General features: G+C 45.7%; 14 protein-coding genes. 10 read left to right on the forward strand and 4 right to left on the reverse strand.

Features of this window, described 5'->3' with window-relative positions:
* Positions 1-120 precede the first annotated feature (120 nt).
* Genes U5O15_08865 through U5O15_08875 form a run of 3 tightly spaced genes read left to right on the forward strand, consistent with a single transcriptional unit; the run spans position 121 to position 2,717 of the window.
* Positions 121-1,137 carry an energy-coupling factor ABC transporter permease gene (locus U5O15_08865; protein ID MDZ7860752.1) on the forward strand — a complete coding sequence of 339 codons (1,017 nt, stop codon included), beginning with the start codon at positions 121-123 and terminating at the stop codon, positions 1,135-1,137.
* A gap of 32 nt (positions 1,138-1,169) precedes the next feature.
* A complete protein-coding gene (cbiQ, locus tag U5O15_08870; GenBank protein MDZ7860753.1) occupies positions 1,170-1,976 on the forward strand; it encodes a cobalt ECF transporter T component CbiQ in 807 nt (268 codons plus the stop codon).
* Entirely contained in the window at positions 1,977-2,717 is a 741-nt protein-coding gene (locus tag U5O15_08875; GenBank protein ID MDZ7860754.1) for an ABC transporter ATP-binding protein, read from the forward strand. It begins immediately after the preceding gene.
* 64 nt (positions 2,718-2,781) lie between these two features.
* On the opposite strand, the gene U5O15_08880 is transcribed toward U5O15_08875, so the two are convergent.
* Positions 2,782-3,138: a Smr/MutS family protein gene (locus U5O15_08880; protein ID MDZ7860755.1), complete on the reverse strand. Its 357-nt coding sequence runs from the start codon at positions 3,136-3,138 to the stop codon at positions 2,782-2,784.
* Positions 3,139-3,251: 113 nt separating this feature from the next.
* Here U5O15_08880 and U5O15_08885 point away from each other — a divergent pair, with 113 nt between their 5' ends.
* On the forward strand, positions 3,252-4,268 hold the full coding sequence (locus U5O15_08885; protein MDZ7860756.1) for a peptidylprolyl isomerase: 1,017 nt from the start codon (positions 3,252-3,254) through the stop codon (positions 4,266-4,268).
* A 45-nt stretch (positions 4,269-4,313) separates the two neighbouring features.
* On the opposite strand, the gene U5O15_08890 is transcribed toward U5O15_08885, so the two are convergent.
* A complete protein-coding gene (locus U5O15_08890) occupies positions 4,314-6,836 on the reverse strand; it encodes a glycogen/starch/alpha-glucan phosphorylase (GenBank protein MDZ7860757.1) in 2,523 nt (840 codons plus the stop codon).
* Between the two features lie 239 nt (positions 6,837-7,075).
* Between U5O15_08890 and U5O15_08895 the strand changes: the two genes are divergently transcribed.
* From U5O15_08895 to U5O15_08905, 3 genes are all read left to right on the forward strand, one after another.
* Positions 7,076-7,462, forward strand: a complete 387-nt coding sequence (locus U5O15_08895) for a response regulator (protein MDZ7860758.1) — start codon at positions 7,076-7,078, stop codon at positions 7,460-7,462.
* Between the two features lie 452 nt (positions 7,463-7,914).
* Positions 7,915-9,252, forward strand: coding sequence for an NADP-specific glutamate dehydrogenase (gdhA, locus tag U5O15_08900; GenBank protein ID MDZ7860759.1), 1,338 nt, complete (start codon positions 7,915-7,917; stop codon positions 9,250-9,252).
* Positions 9,253-9,814: 562 nt separating this feature from the next.
* Complete coding sequence (locus U5O15_08905; GenBank protein ID MDZ7860760.1) at positions 9,815-11,023, forward strand: ATP-binding protein; 1,209 nt, start codon at positions 9,815-9,817, stop codon at positions 11,021-11,023.
* A 543-nt stretch (positions 11,024-11,566) separates the two neighbouring features.
* Here U5O15_08905 and U5O15_08910 read toward each other — a convergent pair.
* A complete protein-coding gene (locus tag U5O15_08910; GenBank protein ID MDZ7860761.1) occupies positions 11,567-13,111 on the reverse strand; it encodes an AbgT family transporter in 1,545 nt (514 codons plus the stop codon).
* Positions 13,112-13,308: 197 nt separating this feature from the next.
* Complete coding sequence (gene msrB / locus U5O15_08915) at positions 13,309-14,436, reverse strand: peptide-methionine (R)-S-oxide reductase MsrB (GenBank protein MDZ7860762.1); 1,128 nt, start codon at positions 14,434-14,436, stop codon at positions 13,309-13,311.
* 449 nt (positions 14,437-14,885) lie between these two features.
* Here msrB and U5O15_08920 point away from each other — a divergent pair, with 449 nt between their 5' ends.
* The 3 genes from U5O15_08920 to U5O15_08930 all read left to right on the forward strand — a co-directional run bounded on the left by U5O15_08920 (position 14,886) and on the right by U5O15_08930 (position 18,948).
* Complete coding sequence (locus U5O15_08920; GenBank protein ID MDZ7860763.1) at positions 14,886-15,014, forward strand: hypothetical protein; 129 nt, start codon at positions 14,886-14,888, stop codon at positions 15,012-15,014.
* Positions 15,015-15,044: 30 nt separating this feature from the next.
* Entirely contained in the window at positions 15,045-15,377 is a 333-nt protein-coding gene (locus tag U5O15_08925; GenBank protein MDZ7860764.1) for a DUF3147 family protein, read from the forward strand.
* 244 nt (positions 15,378-15,621) lie between these two features.
* Positions 15,622-18,948 (forward strand): FG-GAP-like repeat-containing protein, encoded by a 3,327-nt coding sequence (locus U5O15_08930; protein ID MDZ7860765.1) that lies wholly within the window; start codon positions 15,622-15,624, stop codon positions 18,946-18,948.
* Positions 18,949-18,965 lie beyond the last annotated feature (17 nt).

Here is an 18,965-nt window from a genome sequence, read left to right on the forward strand (position 1 = left end):
AGCACACGAGCCCCTTTTATGCACAGTGAATCCTTCTTCCTTGACTGCTGCCATGTAATTTAGCATTTTTATTAAACCAAAGAATTTTAAGATATTATAGGGCAAATGAAAGGATGTTCCATGCACATGTCTGACGCGCTTGTCTCACCCGCGGTAGGTGGGATGTTTTGGATAACAACAGGCGTTATTCTCTGGTATTGTTCCAGGAAACTGAGGGGATTTATCGACAGCGTCCGAGTGCCCCTTATGGGAGTCCTCGGCGCGTTTATCTTTGCCGCGCAGATGATAAATTTTTCTATACCGGGTACAGGCTCGAGCGGTCATCTCGGCGGAGGACTTCTTCTCGCGATTATTCTGGGTCCTCACGCGGCATTTATCGTTATTTCCTCGGTACTTGTCGTTCAGGCTCTATTCTTTGCCGACGGAGGGATACTCGCTCTCGGATGTAACATATTTAATATGGGTTTTTTCCCCGCTTTTATTGCCTATCCTCTGATTTTCAAGAAAATGATAAATAAGAGGCCGGGTAAATCAATGATAGTTGCCGCTGCTGTTACAGCTTCCGTTGTCAGTCTTCAGCTGGGCGCGTTCAGTGTTGTGATAGAAACACTGCTTTCAGGTATAAGCAGTCTTCCGCTGAGCACATTTGTGTTATTGATGCAGCCGGTACATCTGGCAATAGGAATTGTAGAGGGGCTTGTAACCGCGGCTGTCGTAATTTTTGTGTGGAACACCAGACCGGAAATTCTTGGAGGGTTAAAGCCCGCCGGTTCAGGCAGTATTTCCATGAGGAATCTCATCGCGGTCTTTGTATTAGCCGCGGTAGTAGTTGGAGGAGCTGTCTCGTGGTTTGCCTCCAGTAATCCCGACGGCCTTGAGTGGGCGATATACAGAACGAGCGGGTCGGAGCTTGAAGCGCCTGAAAAGAGTTTATACTCTCACCTGGCTGTTTTTCAGGATAAAACATCTATCATGCCGGATTACTCTATTGGCGGGAGCGGCGGCAATGAAGAGGCCGCGTGGCCGGACATTAATTCTGAAACTACCATAGCCGGTTTAGCGGGAGGACTGTTGACTCTTATTTTTACTTTCCTCATTTCATTGACTATGCGGGGGAAGATTAAACCTTCAAGATAAGCGTTTTCAGTTCAGCCTGAGGGCAAAGTGTTATGAAAATCGGATCAGCCAGAGACGACGCTCTATATATGGAAGAGTTGTCTCAAAAAGATACTCCGGTCCACCGTCTTGACCCGCGTGCCAAAATAATCGTCAATCTATTCTTTATTTTCACTGTATTATCCTTCAACAGATATGAGATATCCGCGCTTGTAACCTTCTTTGCTTTTCCTCTCTTTCTGCTGGTTTCGGGGGATCTGCCGGCCGGTTATTTAACGAAGAAGCTTCTCTTAATATCTCCGGTTGTGGTTTTAATTGCTGTCTTTAATCCGGTATTTGACCGTGAAACCGCGTTCATTCTTGCCGGAGCGGAAATTTCCGCGGGTTGGGTTTCTTTTTTCTCAATTTTGATAAGATTCTTTCTGACCGCGGGTTCAATCCTTATCCTTATCGCGAGCACCGGATTCTATAAGGTTTGCATGGCCCTTGAGAGAATTGGAGTACCTTCCCTGTTTGTAATGCAGCTTTTGTTCCTTTACAGATATATTTTCGTTCTTCTAGACGAGGGCGCGCGCATGGTGAGGGCTCACGCCCTCAGATCCTTTTCGGATAGACACATGAAGATAAAGACATTCGGCAGCCTGCTCGGAAACCTGTTGCTGAGAACCGTCGATAGAGCTGACAGAATTCACAGCGCGATGCTGGCAAGGGGATTTGACGGAAGTGTAACATTCAACAGGCGTATTAAATTTAGAACAGCTGACGCTTTCTTTGTTGTTTTCTGGCCCGCGCTCTTTATTTTAATGAGGAGATATAATTTTTCCGAGTTGATCGGGAGTTACTTCTTGAGGATTTTTTAAATGAGTCATCATATTGTCGAAGCTAGAAACCTTCATTTTACTTACAGGGACGGCACTCCCGCCCTTCGAGGTGTTGATTTCAGGATAACACACGGGGAATCAGTAGCGGTTGTAGGTGCCAATGGAGCTGGTAAATCAACCTTGCTCCGTCATCTTAACGGAACGGTGCTCCCTCAGAGAGGAGAGGTGAGAGTAGGGGACCTCCCGGTAATAAAAGACAGGTTAAAAGAGGTCCGCCGCACGGTGGGGATGGTGTTCCAGAATTCCGACGATCAGCTTTTTATGCCTACTGTTTTTGACGACATAGCTTTTGGACCCATTAATTGCGGATTGCCGCCCGATGAGGTCGAAGCAAGAGTGGACGAAGTCCTGGCCCAGGTGGGAGCTGTTGATCTTAAAGGCCGGTCGTCTACTCGTCTTTCGGCGGGGGAGAAGAGGGCTGTCTCCATAGCCGCTGTTCTTGCTGTTTTGCCGGACATACTGGTTCTGGATGAACCTAATTCCGATCTGGACCCGAGAGCGAGAAGGAGATTGATAGAACTGCTGAAAACATTCAAGCACACCAAGATAATAGCCACTCACGATCTTGATATGGTGCTCGATCTGTGTCCGAGAACGATTGTGCTTGTTGAAGGAAAAGTCGCGGCTGACGGGAATTCACTTGAAATCTTCAGCGATGAACAGCTTTTGAAAAGAAGCAATCTGGAAAAACCTCTTAGAATGCAGAAATACCCGGATTGAGATAAGCGGCCGGTCGGACACCGCGAAGATAATTCCTTCCTCCGGTTCAAGCTCGATAAACTTGTCATTTCTCTTCCAGCCGTACAATAGTAGCCCCCCATCCTCCTTCTTCCTCCAGAGCTGTCCGAAAAGAATGGACGCAGGGTGAACGCTCGAGGATAGAGCGAACTTTATTCCTCAGCACCCCTCTTCCCTTTCCGTGAATGATTCTAATCAGATAAATTCTTTTCTTGAGGCATTCTGAAATGTAATCAGGCACAAGATCTTTTACTTCAGCCGCGTCGAATGTATGCAGATCAAGTACGCCGTCTATAGGATAATAGGTCGGTTCAGGTTCATCCATTGAATTCAGCCTCTTGTTTCCGGGCAGTTCAAGCCTTAACTTTTTATCTACTATCTGCTGGACAATACTGATGTACAATGTTAGGTTGTAGTATAAAGTTAATCGGTCAGGTTTTTCCAGAAAATAATTTTACACTTGTTTTCTGGTAGTTATATTGCCCGTTTTTAATTAAGCCATGAAAGAGTGAGAATATGAAAAAAATGTTTGTTTTTTGCGTGAGTGTAATGATTTCTCTGTTTTTGTTAAATGGCTGTTCCGGTGAGAAGGAAAATGCTGATTCAGCCGGCACAAAAGGAGATGAAGCAGCAGATGCTTCTGAAGTAGTAGCGGTAGTAAACGGAGTTGATATTACGGAAAACGAACTTTCTGATAAAATAGACGAGATCAAGAAGTCCGGACAGGGGAACAACCGTATGCAGATGGGAGGTCAGCTCAGGAGAGAGGCTCTTGCTAATATGATTAATTACGAACTCCTTGTTATGGCCGCCGAAGATGAAGGAATAACCGTTTCCGAAGAAGATCTAAGCGAAAGGATAACTGAAATAAAGACTGGATACCAATCGGAAGAGCAGTTTTTGAACAGATTGAAGGAATTAGGAATGAATGAGGCCGAGTTTGAAAAAAGACTCGCCATGAAGATAAAAATACAGAAACTTATTGATAAACAGACCGCTGGAATTGAATCTCCGCCGGAAAGTGAAGTAAGAGAGTATTATGATTCAAATCGCGACATTTTTAAACAGCCCGAACAGGTAAGCGCGAGTCATATCCTCATAAAAGTTAATGAAGAGGACGACAGCGAAACGAAGAAGAAGAAAAGGGAAAAACTCGAAGGAATACTGAAAGATATAAGAAATGGAGCGTCTTTCAGTGAAAACGCCTCTCTTTATTCCGAAGGTCCTTCCAAATCGAAGGGTGGAAATCTCGGGTTCTTCAGTAAAACAGATATGGTCCAACCCTTTTCGGAAGCCGCATTCTCGATGGATAAGGGTGAAATCAGCGATATCGTGGAAACTCGTTTCGGCTACCATATAATAAAGGTTAATGATAAAAAGGAAGCCCAAACGGTTTCATTTGAAGAGGCCAGAGAGAATATAACAACCTACCTGGAAGGGATGGAGAAAAACGAGGTAATAAATAATTATATCGCCGATCTTAGGGCCGAAGCAGATATAGAATATGCTGATTCGAGCCTGGTCCGGCCGTAACCCCCCTCTTTTGCGGTTTATATCAGGCGCTCAATCTGTCTGAGGTTACAGGGAGTTTTCAGTATCCCCCGGGGCTTCGGGATTTCCCTCTTTATCCAGGGGTGATTTGACGTGGAACGGTTTAGCGCCCCATACCATCCTGTTGTATCTTTTTATTGTGTAATCGGATGAAAAATCACCCATTCTGGAGACATTCAGTATAGCTTTTCTGGTCCAGTTCTTTCTGTCTTTATATAAGCTGCCTGTTTTCAGGTGGCATTTTCTGTAGTCATCGAAATCAGCTATAACCATGAAGCGGTCATTGTTAAGAAGTTTGTCTATAAGGGGGTGGAAAAGGTCCGGCTCGTCTGGCGAAAAGAAACCTTCTTTGATCAGATCGATTGTCTTCTTTAAGAGGGGATTTCTAAGGTAATACTCCCGCGGCTCGTAATCATAACATGATTTCTTTACTTCATCCGCGTCAAGTCCGAAAATAAAGATATTTTCTTTGCCGACTTTCTCTTTGATTTCTATATTCGCGCCGTCGAGTGTGCCGATCGTCAGGGCTCCGTTCAGGGCCAGTTTCATGTTGCCTGTCCCGGAAGCTTCGTATCCGGCGGTTGATATCTGTTCTGAAAGATCGGCCGCCGGTATTATCCGCTCAGCTAACGTTACATTGTAGTTTGGCAGAAATACAACTTTTATCCGGTTTTCAGGATCGCCGTTTATCTTTTCTGCGGCGTGGCATATCAGTTTGATTATCATCTTTGAAATATAGTAATCTGGTGCGGTCTTGCCCGCGAAAATAAATGTTCTCGGATGAATGTTCTTTTCCTCCCCATCCTTTATCTGAAGCCACAGCGTAATTATGTTAAGTATATTCAGCAGTTGTCTTTTGTATTCGTGAATTCTCTTTATCTGCACATCAAAAATAGAATCGGGATCTATCTTGACGCCGGTCAGATCTTCGGTAATTGATGTAAGCGCTTTTTTGTTTTTGTTCTTTATCTTATTAAACCGGCTATGAAAATCGTCATCATCTGAAAACTTTTCTATTCCCTCGATCTGCTTGAGATCTTTAATCCACCCTTTACCAATCTTGCCGGAGACAAGTTCCGCTAAATTGGGATTGCACGCCAGAAGCCAGCGTCTCGGCGTGATTCCGTTTGTAATATTAATAATACGTCCCGGGAATAAATTGTCGAAATCCTTGAAGATAGTTTCCTTGAGAAGTTTAGTATGCAATTTCGCGACACCGTTTACTGAATGCGAACCCGCTAAAGCAAGGTGTGCCATCCGGATCTTTTCTTTCTCCCCTTCCTTGACGATAGAAATTCTTTTGAGATAATCATTATCAATTTTAAACGCCCTTGCATGCTGGAGAAAACGCCTGTTTATTTCCAATATGATTTGAAGATGCCTGGGCAGGAGGTTACCCAGCATATCGGCCGGCCATTCCTCAAGGGCTTCGGGAAGAAGGGTGTGGTTCGTAAAAGAACAGGTCCCGTGAGTGATATCCCATGCTTCTTCCCATTCGAGGTGATGTTCGTCTATCAATATGCGAATAAGCTCAACTACCGCCAGGGACGGATGCGTGTCATTCATCTGCAAAGCTACCTTCTCGGTGAATTGATCGAAAGTACTGTGTTCCGCCAGATAGCGCCGTATTATATCCTGAATGGAACATGAGACGAAAAAATACTGTTGTTTCAGCCTGAGTTCTTTCCCCTCGAAGTTATTGTCGTTAGGGTAGAGAACTTTTGAGATATTCTCAGAGATATTCTTCTCTCTAACGGCCTTTAAATAATCACCGTGCTGAAAGTAGTCCAGGTCAAATTCATTAGAGGCTCTCGCGGACCACAGCCTCAGTGTATTTACAGTCTGGTTGTCATAGCCGGCTATTGGAGTGTCGTAGGCTACGCCAATCACATTGTTTGTATCGGTCCATTCGGTTTTTTTAGTTCCGTCGCTCCACGCGGTATCTTTTGTCTTTCCATAGAATCTTACTGTGTATTTGTATTCCGGGCGTTCTATCTCCCAGGGGTTGCCCTTCTTAAGCCACGCGTCCGGCAGTTCATCCTGGCCGAGATTACGGATTACCTGCCGGAATATTCCAAATTCATATCTGATTCCATAACCGTGAGAAGGTATCTCAAGAGTCGCCATTGAATCAAGGAAACAAGCGGCAAGCCTTCCGAGCCCTCCGTTTCCGAGCCCCGGTTCGATTTCTTCCTCCGCGAGTTCAAGCAAATCCATATTAAGATCGGCCATAGCCATTTTAGCGTTTTCATACATATCCAGGTTTATAAGATTATTAGTGAGTGTTCTTCCGATAAGGTATTCCGCGGATAAATAATATATCCTTTTAACGTCATTTTCGTGGTACTGCTGCTGAGTGTTAATCCACTGCTCGATTATCCTGTCTCTGACTGAAAGGGCCAGGGAGTAATACAGGTCGCGCGTGGTAGCGGTGAACTTATCCTTTGAAAGAGAATATTCGAGGTGGTTGGCAAAGCTGTACTTAAGCCTCTTTCTTCCGGTGCCCTTGTGAAAGATTCCCCATTCCTTGAAAAGAGAACTGTTTCGCATATTTCCCTCCATACGCCGCGGTGTTTGAACGCGGTGATCTATTTAATCTGTCTCGACTTCATTACTGAAGTATAGGGTTAAACAGACGGGGATGTAAAAAGGAAATTACCCTGTTTTTCAATTTCAGTGTAGACATAGATTGCGCGTTATGGTAAATTCAAATCACTTGGGGCGCAGTATATGATAACATCTAGATAGAATTCCTGTTTAATTGATTGCACTTATGGGGGTTGGTGTATATGGGATTCGTTAAGGGAAAAATTCTCTTTATGGATGATGAGAAATTGCTTCGCAGGGTTGTCTCCCTGATGCTCGAAAGTTTAGGGGTGGAGTGTGATGTTGCCTCGGACGGCGAGGAGGCAATCAGAAAATATATGGAAGAGGGGGACGGTTACAGTATGGTCATTCTGGATTTAAAAGTCCCCGAAGGGATGGGGGGGCTCGAGGCGGCAAAGGCAATTTTAAAATATGATCCAAAAGCGAGAATATACATATCAACTGGATTTTCAAGCGATCCGATAATCACCGATTACGCGCAACACGGATTAACCGGCGCTATAGCAAAACCGTATACCGCCGAGGAATTGAAAGCTCTGATGGGGAAAGAATATCCGATTAAGGATTGAGGCTTGACCCGGATGTGACCGCGTGATATCGAATCGACCCGCTTGAACAGGTCCCTCTGACTCTGTCATAAACCTTCTCAGCTTGTTCTATCTTAACTTTTTTAAAGGTTCCGGGAGCTTGATAAGTTACAGTTTAAGAAATTCTTATGATATTTTACGAGCTCTACCGGGTTTTCCTCGATTAGTACATCAAAAAGCCCCGTAAAGGGGATAATCAAGAAGGTATGTGTCAGATAAAGAAGTGTTATATATTGTTATATAATAATAAGTTATAAGGGGCAAGCGGGATGTTTTAGGCTCACTTAATTCATTATAATTTACTATTTCAGAAATTCCGGAAACAACTTGACACTTCGTCCCTTAATCATATATTATTCCTGTCCCCTGGGGTATTTTTATCGCGGGGTTATGAGAGTTAATTCTTTGCCATCAGCTCTTAGAAGGAGGCGCAGATGTCTAATGCTGTAGAGGCCTTTATGGAGAAGATAAAGGCCCGTGATCCGAATCAGCCTGAGTTTCATCAGGCGGTACATGAAGTGGCAACTTCACTTATACCTTTCATGGAAGAAAACCCTAAATATAAAGAAGCTAAAGTACTGGAAAGAATAGCGGAACCGGAACGTGTTTTTATGTTTCGTGTGCCCTGGCTTGATGATAAAGGCGACATTCAGATAAACCGCGGGTTCAGAGTTCAGATGAATAGCGCGATCGGCCCTTACAAGGGGGGGCTTCGTTTCCATCCCACGGTTAATCTCGGCATCCTGAAGTTTCTCGCGTTTGAACAAGTATTCAAAAATGCTCTTACCACCCTTCCTATGGGAGGAGGAAAAGGCGGATCCGATTTTGACCCGAAGGGCAAATCCGACAATGAGGTTATGCGTTTCTGTCAGTCTTTCATGACAGAACTGTGTAAATATATTGGCAGCAACACAGATGTTCCCGCCGGTGATATAGGAGTCGGCGCCCGTGAGATCGGATTTCTGTTTGGTCAGTACAAAAGGATCAGAGGTGAATTTACCGGCGTTCTGACAGGTAAGGGCCGTAACTGGGGTGGAAGCCTTATCCGTCCTGAGGCTACAGGTTATGGGCAGGTATACTTCGCTGAAGAGATGCTCAAGACAAAAGGTGATTCTATAGAAGGTAAGACCTGCGCTGTATCGGGTTCTGGAAATGTCGCGCAGTACGCCACTGAAAAATGCATACACCTTGGAGCGAAGGTGGTCACACTTTCAGATTCAAGCGGCATGATTCATGATCCGGACGGGATAGATGAGGAAAAGCTCGAGTTTGTTAAGGAGCTTAAGAATGTCAAGAGAGGACGCATTAAGGAGTATGCCGCAAAGTACGGCGTTGAATATCATGAGGGCAAACGCCCATGGCATGTAAAATGTGATGTCGCGCTTCCCAGCGCCACTCAGAACGAGATTAACGCCGAGGATGCAAAGACCCTCGTCGACAATGGTTGTTTTTGTGTTTCTGAAGGCGCCAATATGCCCAGTACCCCGGAAGCTGTGGATGTTTATCTTGAAAACAAGATTCTTTACGCGCCCGGTAAGGCCGCTAACGCCGGCGGAGTGTCCGTAAGCGGGCTGGAGATGTCACAGAACAGTATGCGCTACAGCTGGACTAGTGAAGAAGTTGACGAGAAGCTTCATAATATCATGAAGGCGATTCACGCTCAGTGTGAAGAGTACGGCAAGGAAGGCGACTTTGTTAATTATGTCAACGGCGCGAATATTGCCGGATTCATAAAGGTTGCCGACTCGATGATAGATCAGGGTGCTGTATAGATACAGGCGCTGTAATATTAGAAGACGTAAAAGGGCTTTCCCCGCTGCGGGAGGGCCCTTTCTTTAATGCTGATAAAGCAACAACCCGCTGATGAGTGCGGATGATTGATATTTTCAAAATCGTGGTCGATTTCCCGCCGGCCGAGTAAATAGTACGCTCTACCAACTCGGGCTCGCTCTTTCTGCCCCTTCGGGTCAGAAATCCCTGCCCGCTCGCCACTCGGCGAGGGTTTTTAAAATATCAATCATCCACATACTATTACAAATCATCGACTACCTTATAGGTTATAAAAATTGGGGAAACTCCACTACGGATTTATCTTATCTGTTGTCTTTTAATCTGTTCTAATCTTTTCCGGAATAGAAATTGCTCAGTTGTAGGTTAAAGGTAAGGTAAAGTAAAACTTTTGTAATTTTTTAATTCTCTCCTGCTTCAAAGTTGGAATTACCTTCTTTTTTTGCGATAAATACAAATGAGTTACCAGAGTATAAACCTTCGTAATGTTTTTAAAAATGCCGCAATGGTTGAGTTTTAACGTGATGAGATAACTGAAGTAATATGGTGATAGTTAAGAAGAAAAATCCGGAAAGCAAATTAAAAGAACTTACAGCAAAAGTAGAAAAGCTGCAAAAGATAAACAGAGAATTAAATAAGAGTAATAAAAAATTCAAGGAACTATACGAAAAGCTCCCCCTCCCCTATCAATGCCTCGCTGAAGATGGAATTATCAGAAATGTAAATCCCGCTTGGCTTGACACTCTTGGGTATAGAATCGAAGAAGTTATAGGGAAAAATTTTACAGGGTTTCTGCACCCCGATTGGAAAACCCGTTTTGAGAAAAAGTTTTTGAATTTGAAAAAATGCGGATATAGAAGTAATGTTCAGCTTAAAATCAGAAACAAAAAAGGAGTTTACCTGGATATTTCATTTGACGGGCATGTTGTTTATCAACATGAAGGGGGTTTCAAGCAAGCTTATTGCGTTTTTAAGGATATTACTAAACCCGGGAAGATGGAAGAAGATGTGTGCCCGGACAATATCGAGTTGGAAAGAAGGGTTAAAAAACTCACGGAAGACCTGATGTCCTCGAATAGCGATCTTAAAACTTTTATTTATTCAGCGTCACATGACCTCCGTTCACCCGTTCACGTTATAGATGGTTTCAGCCAGATACTTCTCGAGGATTACGGTGACAATATGGATGAGGACGGAAGACATTATCTAAAGCGCGTGCGGGCCGCTACCGGGCGGTTAAATCAGACAATGAACGACATGCTGAAACTTTCCCGGGCGGGAAGAAGAAAGATGGTCCTCGAAGAGGTTTATCTGGGGAATATAGCAAAAGAAATAGCGGCAGAAATGCGCGCCGCTGATTCATCCCGCAGGGTGGAAATCGAAATACAGGATGGGATGATAGCTATGGGAGACACCTATCTCCTCCGGCTCGTAATAAAAAACCTTTTTAAGAATGCCTGGAAGTTTACTAAACAAAAAGAGAAAGCAAAGATAAGATTCGGCGAAAAAGAGCACGGAGGAAATAAAATCTACTTTATCGAAGACAACGGAGCGGGTTTTGACATGCGCTATTCTCACAAGCTGTTTAGGTCTTTTGAAAGTCTTCATTCCCGTGATGATTTTCAAGGAACAGGCATAGGGCTGACAATGGTGAAGGATATCATACTCCGTCACGAGGGGCATGTCTGGGGAGAAAGTGAAGGGAAGGGGAAGGGCGCGGTGTTTAGTTTTACGTTGAAGCATGATAAAAATTAACTGAAAATTCGCCTGGGATTCTCATACTAAATATAGATTCATATTATCAAATTGCAGGAATTCCCCCAAAAATCCGGCAAGTATTTTACTAACATTTCGAGATACAATAAGTTATCAGGATTGGTAAGTGGAATAGGGTTTTCATTGCTGATGAGTGCGGATGATTGATATTTTCAAAATCGTTGTCGGTTTCCCCGGCGAGGAAACCGCAACTCCCGCCTCGGGCTCGCTCTTTCTGCCCCTTCGGGCCAGAAATCCTTGCCCGCTCGCCCTCCGGAGGGTTTTGAAAATATCAATCATCCGCATACTATTATAAATCATCGACTACCTTATAGGTTATAAAAATTGGGGAAACTCTACATCAAATTGTGCTTGATACAGCCGGACCGTTTTGAATTTAAAGTATAAATTCAGGCAATAGTTTTTATTTCAGCTCCGGCCCGTCCGGAGGACAGTTCTCAGCATATTCCGTATAGATTCGGAAGATCGGAATTTATCCCGTGGAGAATTTAAATTTCATTTAAGCCGGATCCATGTGCCGCTTCAGGGCATATGCAGCGGGGCATCAGGTCCGGTCGGCAATCCCAGAATCATCCAGATAGTCAGCAGTATCATCCAGAATATACCTAAAGCAACCGAATATGGCAGCATGGTGGCTATAATTGTGCCGATTCCGTATTTTTCGTTGTATTTCTGGGCGAAAGCCACTATAAGGGCGAAGTAACTCATCATGGGAGTTATTATGTTCGTAATCGAATCTCCGATACGGAAAGCGGCCTGTGTAATTCCCGGATGGTATCCTAGAATCATGAACATAGGGACAAATATAGGAGCCATTATAGCCCATTTGGCAGAAGCGCTTCCCATGAAGAGATTAATGCCCGCTGAGATTAGAACAAAACAGATCAGCAGGGGGATTCCTGTAAAGCCTATATTTTTTAGAAGTTCAGCTCCGTTAATCGCGAGCAGAACTCCGATGTTACTCTCTTTGAAGTAGTAGACAAACTGTCCGGCGAAGAATACCAGAACTATATATCCGGCAAGGCCTTTCATAGATGCGGTCATCTGCTTGATAACATCTTTGTCGTTTTTAATTGTTCCCACTGTTATCCCGTAGGCGAGCCCGGGCACCAGAAAGAAGATCAGTATAGCTGTTATCAGCCCATCCATAAACGGGGAATGAAGAATAGATCCTGTTTCCGGATTACGAAGCACACCACCTTCAGGTACGACCATAAGCAGAAGGACCGCCAGAACGACTCCTACAGATATACCGGCCCAGATCAACCCTTTCTTTTCGCGGCTCTCGATGTGGTCGAATTCTTCAGTTTCTCCGCAGTATTCACCCAGGCGCGGTTCAACGAATTTTTCGGTTACCCATGTTCCGACTATTACTACCATGAATGCGGATGTGAACATGAAGTAGAAGTTAACAGCCGGGTTGATCTGAATTCCTCCCTCTATAAGACTGGCAGCTGATTCTGACAGGCCTGCCAGAATCGGATCTACAGAGCCGATAAGAAAATTGGCGCCGAACCCTCCGCTCACTCCGCAGAAAGCCGCGGCCATCCCGGCAAGCGGATGTCTTTTAATAGCGGCGAAAACCATTGCTCCCAGTGGAATAAGTACTACGTAACCCGCGCTTGAGGCGAGATGAGAAAGTACACCCGCGGCTACTACAGAGGCTGTAACAAGCCGTTTCGGGGCTGAAGTAACCATATGTCTGAGGAGGGCCGATATCAGGCCGGAACCTTCCGCCACTCCGATCCCGATCATGGCCACCAGCACGATACCGAGAGGGGGGAAGTAGACAAAGTTATCGGTAGCCTTGGAAAAAATAAATCTCAAACCCTCGGAATTCAGAAGACTTATACCTCTTATTGTATCCCCGGTTCCAGGATGTACCGCGGCCGACCCGTAGCGGTAGACGATTTCAGATACTATTACCACTATCAGCGCGAATATGGCAAAGAGGGTAGCCGGGTGAGGGAGCTTATTTCCCACTTTTTCAATATTATCCAGCGACCGCATCAGCAGTGATTCTTTTTTTCTTCCGTTTTTTCCGGCCTTAGAACTTCTAAGATTCATCACTTTCTCCTGATCAATGGATTATTAAAACGATTCAGTATTCGGAATATAAGGATAACTTTCTAATTTTACAAGCGGTTTGCTTTTTTGCCCGCTTCCGGGGGTAATATTCCCGCTTGCCGGCGTAAAAGGCATTAGGATATGTTGGTGCACTCTCTCCCTCGCATCTCGCTCGGCAAATTTGGCCGAGGCGACGGTTATTCCCCGTCAAACAATTTAAGGTACTCCGCGTAACCCTCTTTCTCCAGTTCATCCTTTGGAATAAAACGCAGCGCGGCTGAATTGATGCAGTACCTCAATCCAGTTGGGGGAGGCCCGTCCTGAAAAAGATGCCCCAGATGTGAATCGCCCTTTTTGCTTCGCACCTCCGTGCGTATCATATTGTGGCTTCTATCGGGTTTTTCCACAAGATTCTCCGGTTCCAGAGGCCTGGTAAAACTCGGCCAGCCCGAGCCGGATTCAAACTTGTGCGCCGAGGCGAACAGGGGTTCGCCACTTACCGCGTCCACATATATTCCCTCCCGCTTATTATCCCAGTACTCATTTTGAAAGGGCGGCTCCGTTTGATTCTCTTGAGTAACCCCGTACATAAGGGCGGTTAATTTTTCCTTACTTTTGTTTTTGCCTGAAGCTTCTCCGGAAGGACCTTTTTCCGCCTTCCGTTTGCTTTTCTCCGGCCCCCAAAGCTTGTACGCATTGTTCCATATTTTCTCCAGGGCTCGGTCCCGCCCGGAACCCTCCCTATACTGCCGGTAGCGCAGGGGGCATTCAAGGTGGTAGTTCTGATGATATTCCTCCGCCTGCCAGAACCGGTCCAGCTTTTCTATTTTGGTGGCTATGGGCCGGCTGAAGATTCCGGACTCCCTTATCCTGTCCAGGGAATATTCAGCCAGCTTTCTTTGCCGTTCATCGTGATAGAATATGGCGCTGGTATACTGGGTGCCCCGGTCTGTGAACTGACCGCCGCTGTCTGTGGGATCGATATGCCGCCAGAAGACTTCAAGCAGTTTTCTATAATCGGCCGCGGTGGAATCGTAGTATATCTGAACCGCTTCTAGATGACCTGTCTCTCCGGAACAAACCTCCCGGTAGGAGGGGTTTTCTGTTTTTCCACCGGTATATCCCGATATTACTTTTACTACACCATCGACCTTTTCAAAATCTGCTTCCAAACACCAGAAGCATCCCCCCGCGAAGGTAGCTGATTTCATTTTATCCTTGCTGTTCATTGGTTTTCCCGTCCTTTCATACGAAGAGGCGGCACTTTGTAGTGTAAAGGCTGTCAAGACTGAAATAAAGAAGACGATCGATATTTTCTCTGTCATAATGGAGCCTCCTTGACGCGGAGATAAAGAAGGTTGGCCACTCGTGGTAAATAACCTTATATTTAAGGGATATGTCAAGGGGAAACTCCAGATATTATTTATTGGAGTTTCCCCAATTTTTATAACCTATAAGGTAGTCGATGATTTGTAACAGTATGCGGCTGATTGATATTTTCAAAATCGTGGTCGATTTCCCCGGCGAGGTAATCGTACGCTCTGCGCCTCGGGCTCGCTCTTTCTGCCCCTTCGGGCCAGAAATCCTTGCCCGCTCGCCCTCCGGAGGGTTTTGAAAATATCAATCAGCCGCACTCATCAGCAATAAAAACCCTATTCCACTTATCAATTCTGATAAATGGTTGTATCTCGAAATGTTTGTAAAATACTTGCCTGATTTTCGGGGGAACTCCAGATATTATTTATAATTGACTCATTCCTGCGGGAGCTATAGAATGGCAGAAGCTGATGTATTATCAATGGTATATGGATTTATTCAGGATTTTCTTAAATCGACTGAACCGGGCAGACGCGGATGCATAGCCGGCTTCAGAGCACCTGATTTTACGGCCACCCGCATCTGACGCGGGGAGAGTTAGACAAGAAGACAAATTATGCAGATTCTGATCAAAATAATCATGAGTGTGGCTATTATTCTCACCGCCACGGCGATCGGAAAGAAACTTCCGTCCACTGCCGGCCTGATCGGCGTCATGCCTCTTACCGGCGCTCTTGTCCTCGTGTGGATATATATCGAAAATGAAGGGGATCAAAGAATCATGCGGAACTTCACCAAAGGAGCTCTTTGGGGGATCGTACCCAGCGTTCTTTTCTTCCTCGTGGCCCTCTTCTGCTTTAAGAGGAATTTTTCGCTCCCTGTTGTTCTCGTCTCAAGCTTCGGCGCGTGGCTGGCAGCGGCGTTTCTGCATCAATGGATTCTAAAATGACAAGGAGATAAAATTGCCTGTTTCTTCCCCGGTAAATATGAGGACGATCAAAGATATCTGTAAAGGAGTATAGGTATAATTTCCGGGTGTAGTTGTTGATTAGAAAAAACCGCCTGTCCTTCTAAATTATCTTTTGCCGGCGAATCTGTCATGAAATCCTTGAAAGAACGGGATATCCTGTGATACCTTCTAATAAAACGGCAGCTGAAAAACTCTTTTTTATATAGAAAATTAAGGTTAAATAATGAAAGAAGTGAAGGGGTTAAGGGGAGCCGCTGTATTTTTGTCTCTATCCGCGTTTTTGATTTTCTCCTGTTCCGACCAAAAACCGGTTGAAAATAATCATTCCGCGCCGGAGAATATCCCGCCTAGCAGCTCCGGGGACAGCTCCCGGACGATACTTTTTTTTGATTTCGAGGACAAAGAGAGAGGCCACTGGACTATTCAAACTCCCGGGAAAGACCGTAAGGATCTGCTTTTCACGGAGATTGTGGAGGCAACCAAATACAATAACAGCGAAAAAATTCTTCATTTCGGTCCGGTGAAGGGAGAAAGCAGCGGTGAAATGATTTTTGTATTCGAGGAGAACGGAATAGAGAACTTTCCGCTGACCCGTGATATTCAGATGGCCTGGGCGTGGAATGTTTCCAGGGTCGAAGATATGAATGGGGTCTGGATATTTCTCAGTATGCTGGATACCAGGACTGGCAAGAGTTTTCGCGTACGGGCCGCGAATCACACAAAGTATATGCACGACTGCATGGAGACCTATGATCCGCCTAGATGCTGGTGTTTCAACAGCAGGTCGGTCTATGATTTTGTCTGGAGAAGGTACGGGCCGTTCAAAAAAGGGGATATTATAGTTAATAAAATCGGCATGGCAGCATATGGCGCCGAAAGTATCGACGCGTGGGTCGATAATATATGGGTCGGCCACGGACCGCCGCCGGAATACGTCAATACTATTTCCGACAGCTCCAGGATAAATGTTGAAGCAGAATCAAAGATGACCGGGTTTTCGTATGCTTATATCGATCATGATGACATCCCCGACCGGGTGGAGGTTTACCGCGAAAGGGCGGACATATTTATCAATCCGCATTCCGACGAATCTTCAGGCGGAGGGGAAGGCAGGATCAGTAACGTGCGCGTAACGCCGGATATGAGTATTAAATTGGGATCCCAGCGCGGGGACGCGGTAGTGACACCCGCCGATCTTAACGGTGACGGGCATTCTGATCTTCTCTTCCAGTTCGACGACCTTTACGGGAACGTTTGCTTTATTAACGATTATCTGAAGGGATCGTTCAGGGAGTTTGATGGCGGCGCGCTGAACTGCCCGGGAGAACACGGTTCAGGCACAGCTGCGGCGGATATGGACGGTGACACGGATCTGGACATTTTTATGTTTAACGGATTCAGGAGACGCGGCAATTTCGGCGGAGTGAGGGTGTTCAGGAACGAGGGGGGCTTAAAGTTTACCGACTGGACGGAGAAATCCTATTTGCTTTCAGAAGGTTCTTTCGGAGGTGTATTCGCCGACTTTAACAATGACGGGTTTAGCGACCTTTTAATAAATTACAAGCCGGTTGTATCGGGCAGGCGGCGGGGAATGATAAATTTCAACGACGGGACCGGCAGGTTCAAACCCTCCCTTGAAGCACTGAAAGATCCCGGCCCAACTCACTTTAATGTCTGCGCAACCGGCGATTTTGACAACGACGCGGACCTTGATATTTACTGCGCGTCCGATTTTATCGCAGGTTCGAGCGCCGTGCCTTCCACCATGATGTTCCGGAATAACGGTGACGGAACTTTTCATGATGTAACGGATAGTTCGGGAGCGGGATGCCGGGCTGAAAACAGCGGGGTGGTGACCGGGGATTTCAATCTGGACGGGTTTGTGGATATATACCTTATTAACGGAAAAGGTTCAGAATCGATACTTTATCTTAACAACGGAGACGGCACTTTCAGCGAGACGGAAAGATTTACATTCCTGATGTTCAAGGGAGCTGCCAGAGCGGCGGCCGCTCTCGATTTCGACCTGGACGGCGACCTCGACCTGGTAATGCTGACATCTGAAGGCGGACGGCTGTCTATAAGAGAAAATATCGGGGATCCCGATAATTTCCTTGAAGTGCGGCTTAGAGGAGAGGGAAAGAACAGATTCGGTATAGGGGGAAAAGTATATATTTACCAAGCGGGGCATTTGGATAACAGAAAGCATCTTATCGGCTACAGGGAGATAACACAGAACGCCTGCCGCGAAACGAAACGGCCCCCGGTGGCCCATTTCGGTCTGGGAGCTCACGAACTGGTAGATCTTAAGGTAGTGTTTCCACCCGCGGGCGGCGGAGATCAGGTGGTAAAAACCATCGAGAACGTTAAAAAAGGGAGTTTCCTGAATATCTGCCAGAGCGAATCTTTCTTTGGAAAGGTCTTCTGCGGCCACAGGGCCGATCAAATAAGAGACAATTTCGTCTATTATCTCTTCAGGATTCCTCTCTGGTTTTTCTCACTCCTGGTATTCTCTGTAGTATTGGCAGCCGGAGTATGGATAAGGGACGCTGTGGGGGCGGCAAACAAAAGACTGGCGAGAATAACTGCAGTTATTGCCGCCGGAATACTCGCCGTTCTTCTTGTTTACCGCTCTTTTGCTGTGGGGATTGCTGTAATTATAACGGCTGTGGCTATTATTATCTTTATCTACCGCCTGGAAGAGTTTTTCCGTGGATTCTTTATGTCATCCTCGCGGAGGAGTAAACTGGAGGAACTTCTTTTTGACGATCTCTCACAGGCCATTCATACTGAGAAGAAATTTTCCTTTCTCGGCGATATGGCGCGAAAAGACAGCGAATTGGATTATGAGCAGATCCGGAAAGATTTCAAATCACTTGATAATATGACATCGGCAATGAGGATGATATCACCCGCCGACTCAGACTGGAGGGTCATCAGGAAGGAGATTGAAAAAATAAAGGAGATCAGCGGCCGCCTGATCAGTGACGGGAAGGAAAAATCCCCGGCATCCCCGGACCTAAGGATATTCAAAAACTCGCTGGAAAGACTTAATTCGATGCTGGAAGATTACCGCCTGAAGCTGAGAATGAAGTACTCGATCAAATTCATGGATGAATGGAACGCCCTCAAGGGAGAATACAGGACTCAGCTTAAGGAGGAACAAATAGAGCTGGAAGAGGAATTCCCGGATGATATAGGTCGGCGTTCGGCGCATCTTCTTCACGATGAGTTCAGGCATATCTTTAAGAATATGTTCGAAAATTCGATTCACGCTCTAAGAGACGTTCCTGAAAAAAAGATCACGGTCAGCGGCCGGTACGAGGTCGATTATCTGGTTCTAAGGTGGCGGGACAGCGGCGAGGGGCTTCCCCCGGGGATGGAAGATGATATATTCATCTCGCCTGTCAGATCCAATAAACCCGGCGGAATGGGAGAAGGGTGTTACCAATCGGGCAGGATACTGGCCAGAAGAGGAGGACGTATAAGGGCCGAGAATACTCCGGGGGGATCGGGAACTGATTTTATTATGAAGATAGTGGTGTTTTAGGAGGGGAGAAAGGATCT

The organism is Candidatus Krumholzibacteriota bacterium (assembly GCA_034520215.1).
Taxonomy (GTDB): Bacteria; Krumholzibacteriota; Krumholzibacteriia; order Krumholzibacteriales; family WJIX01; genus JAGHBT01.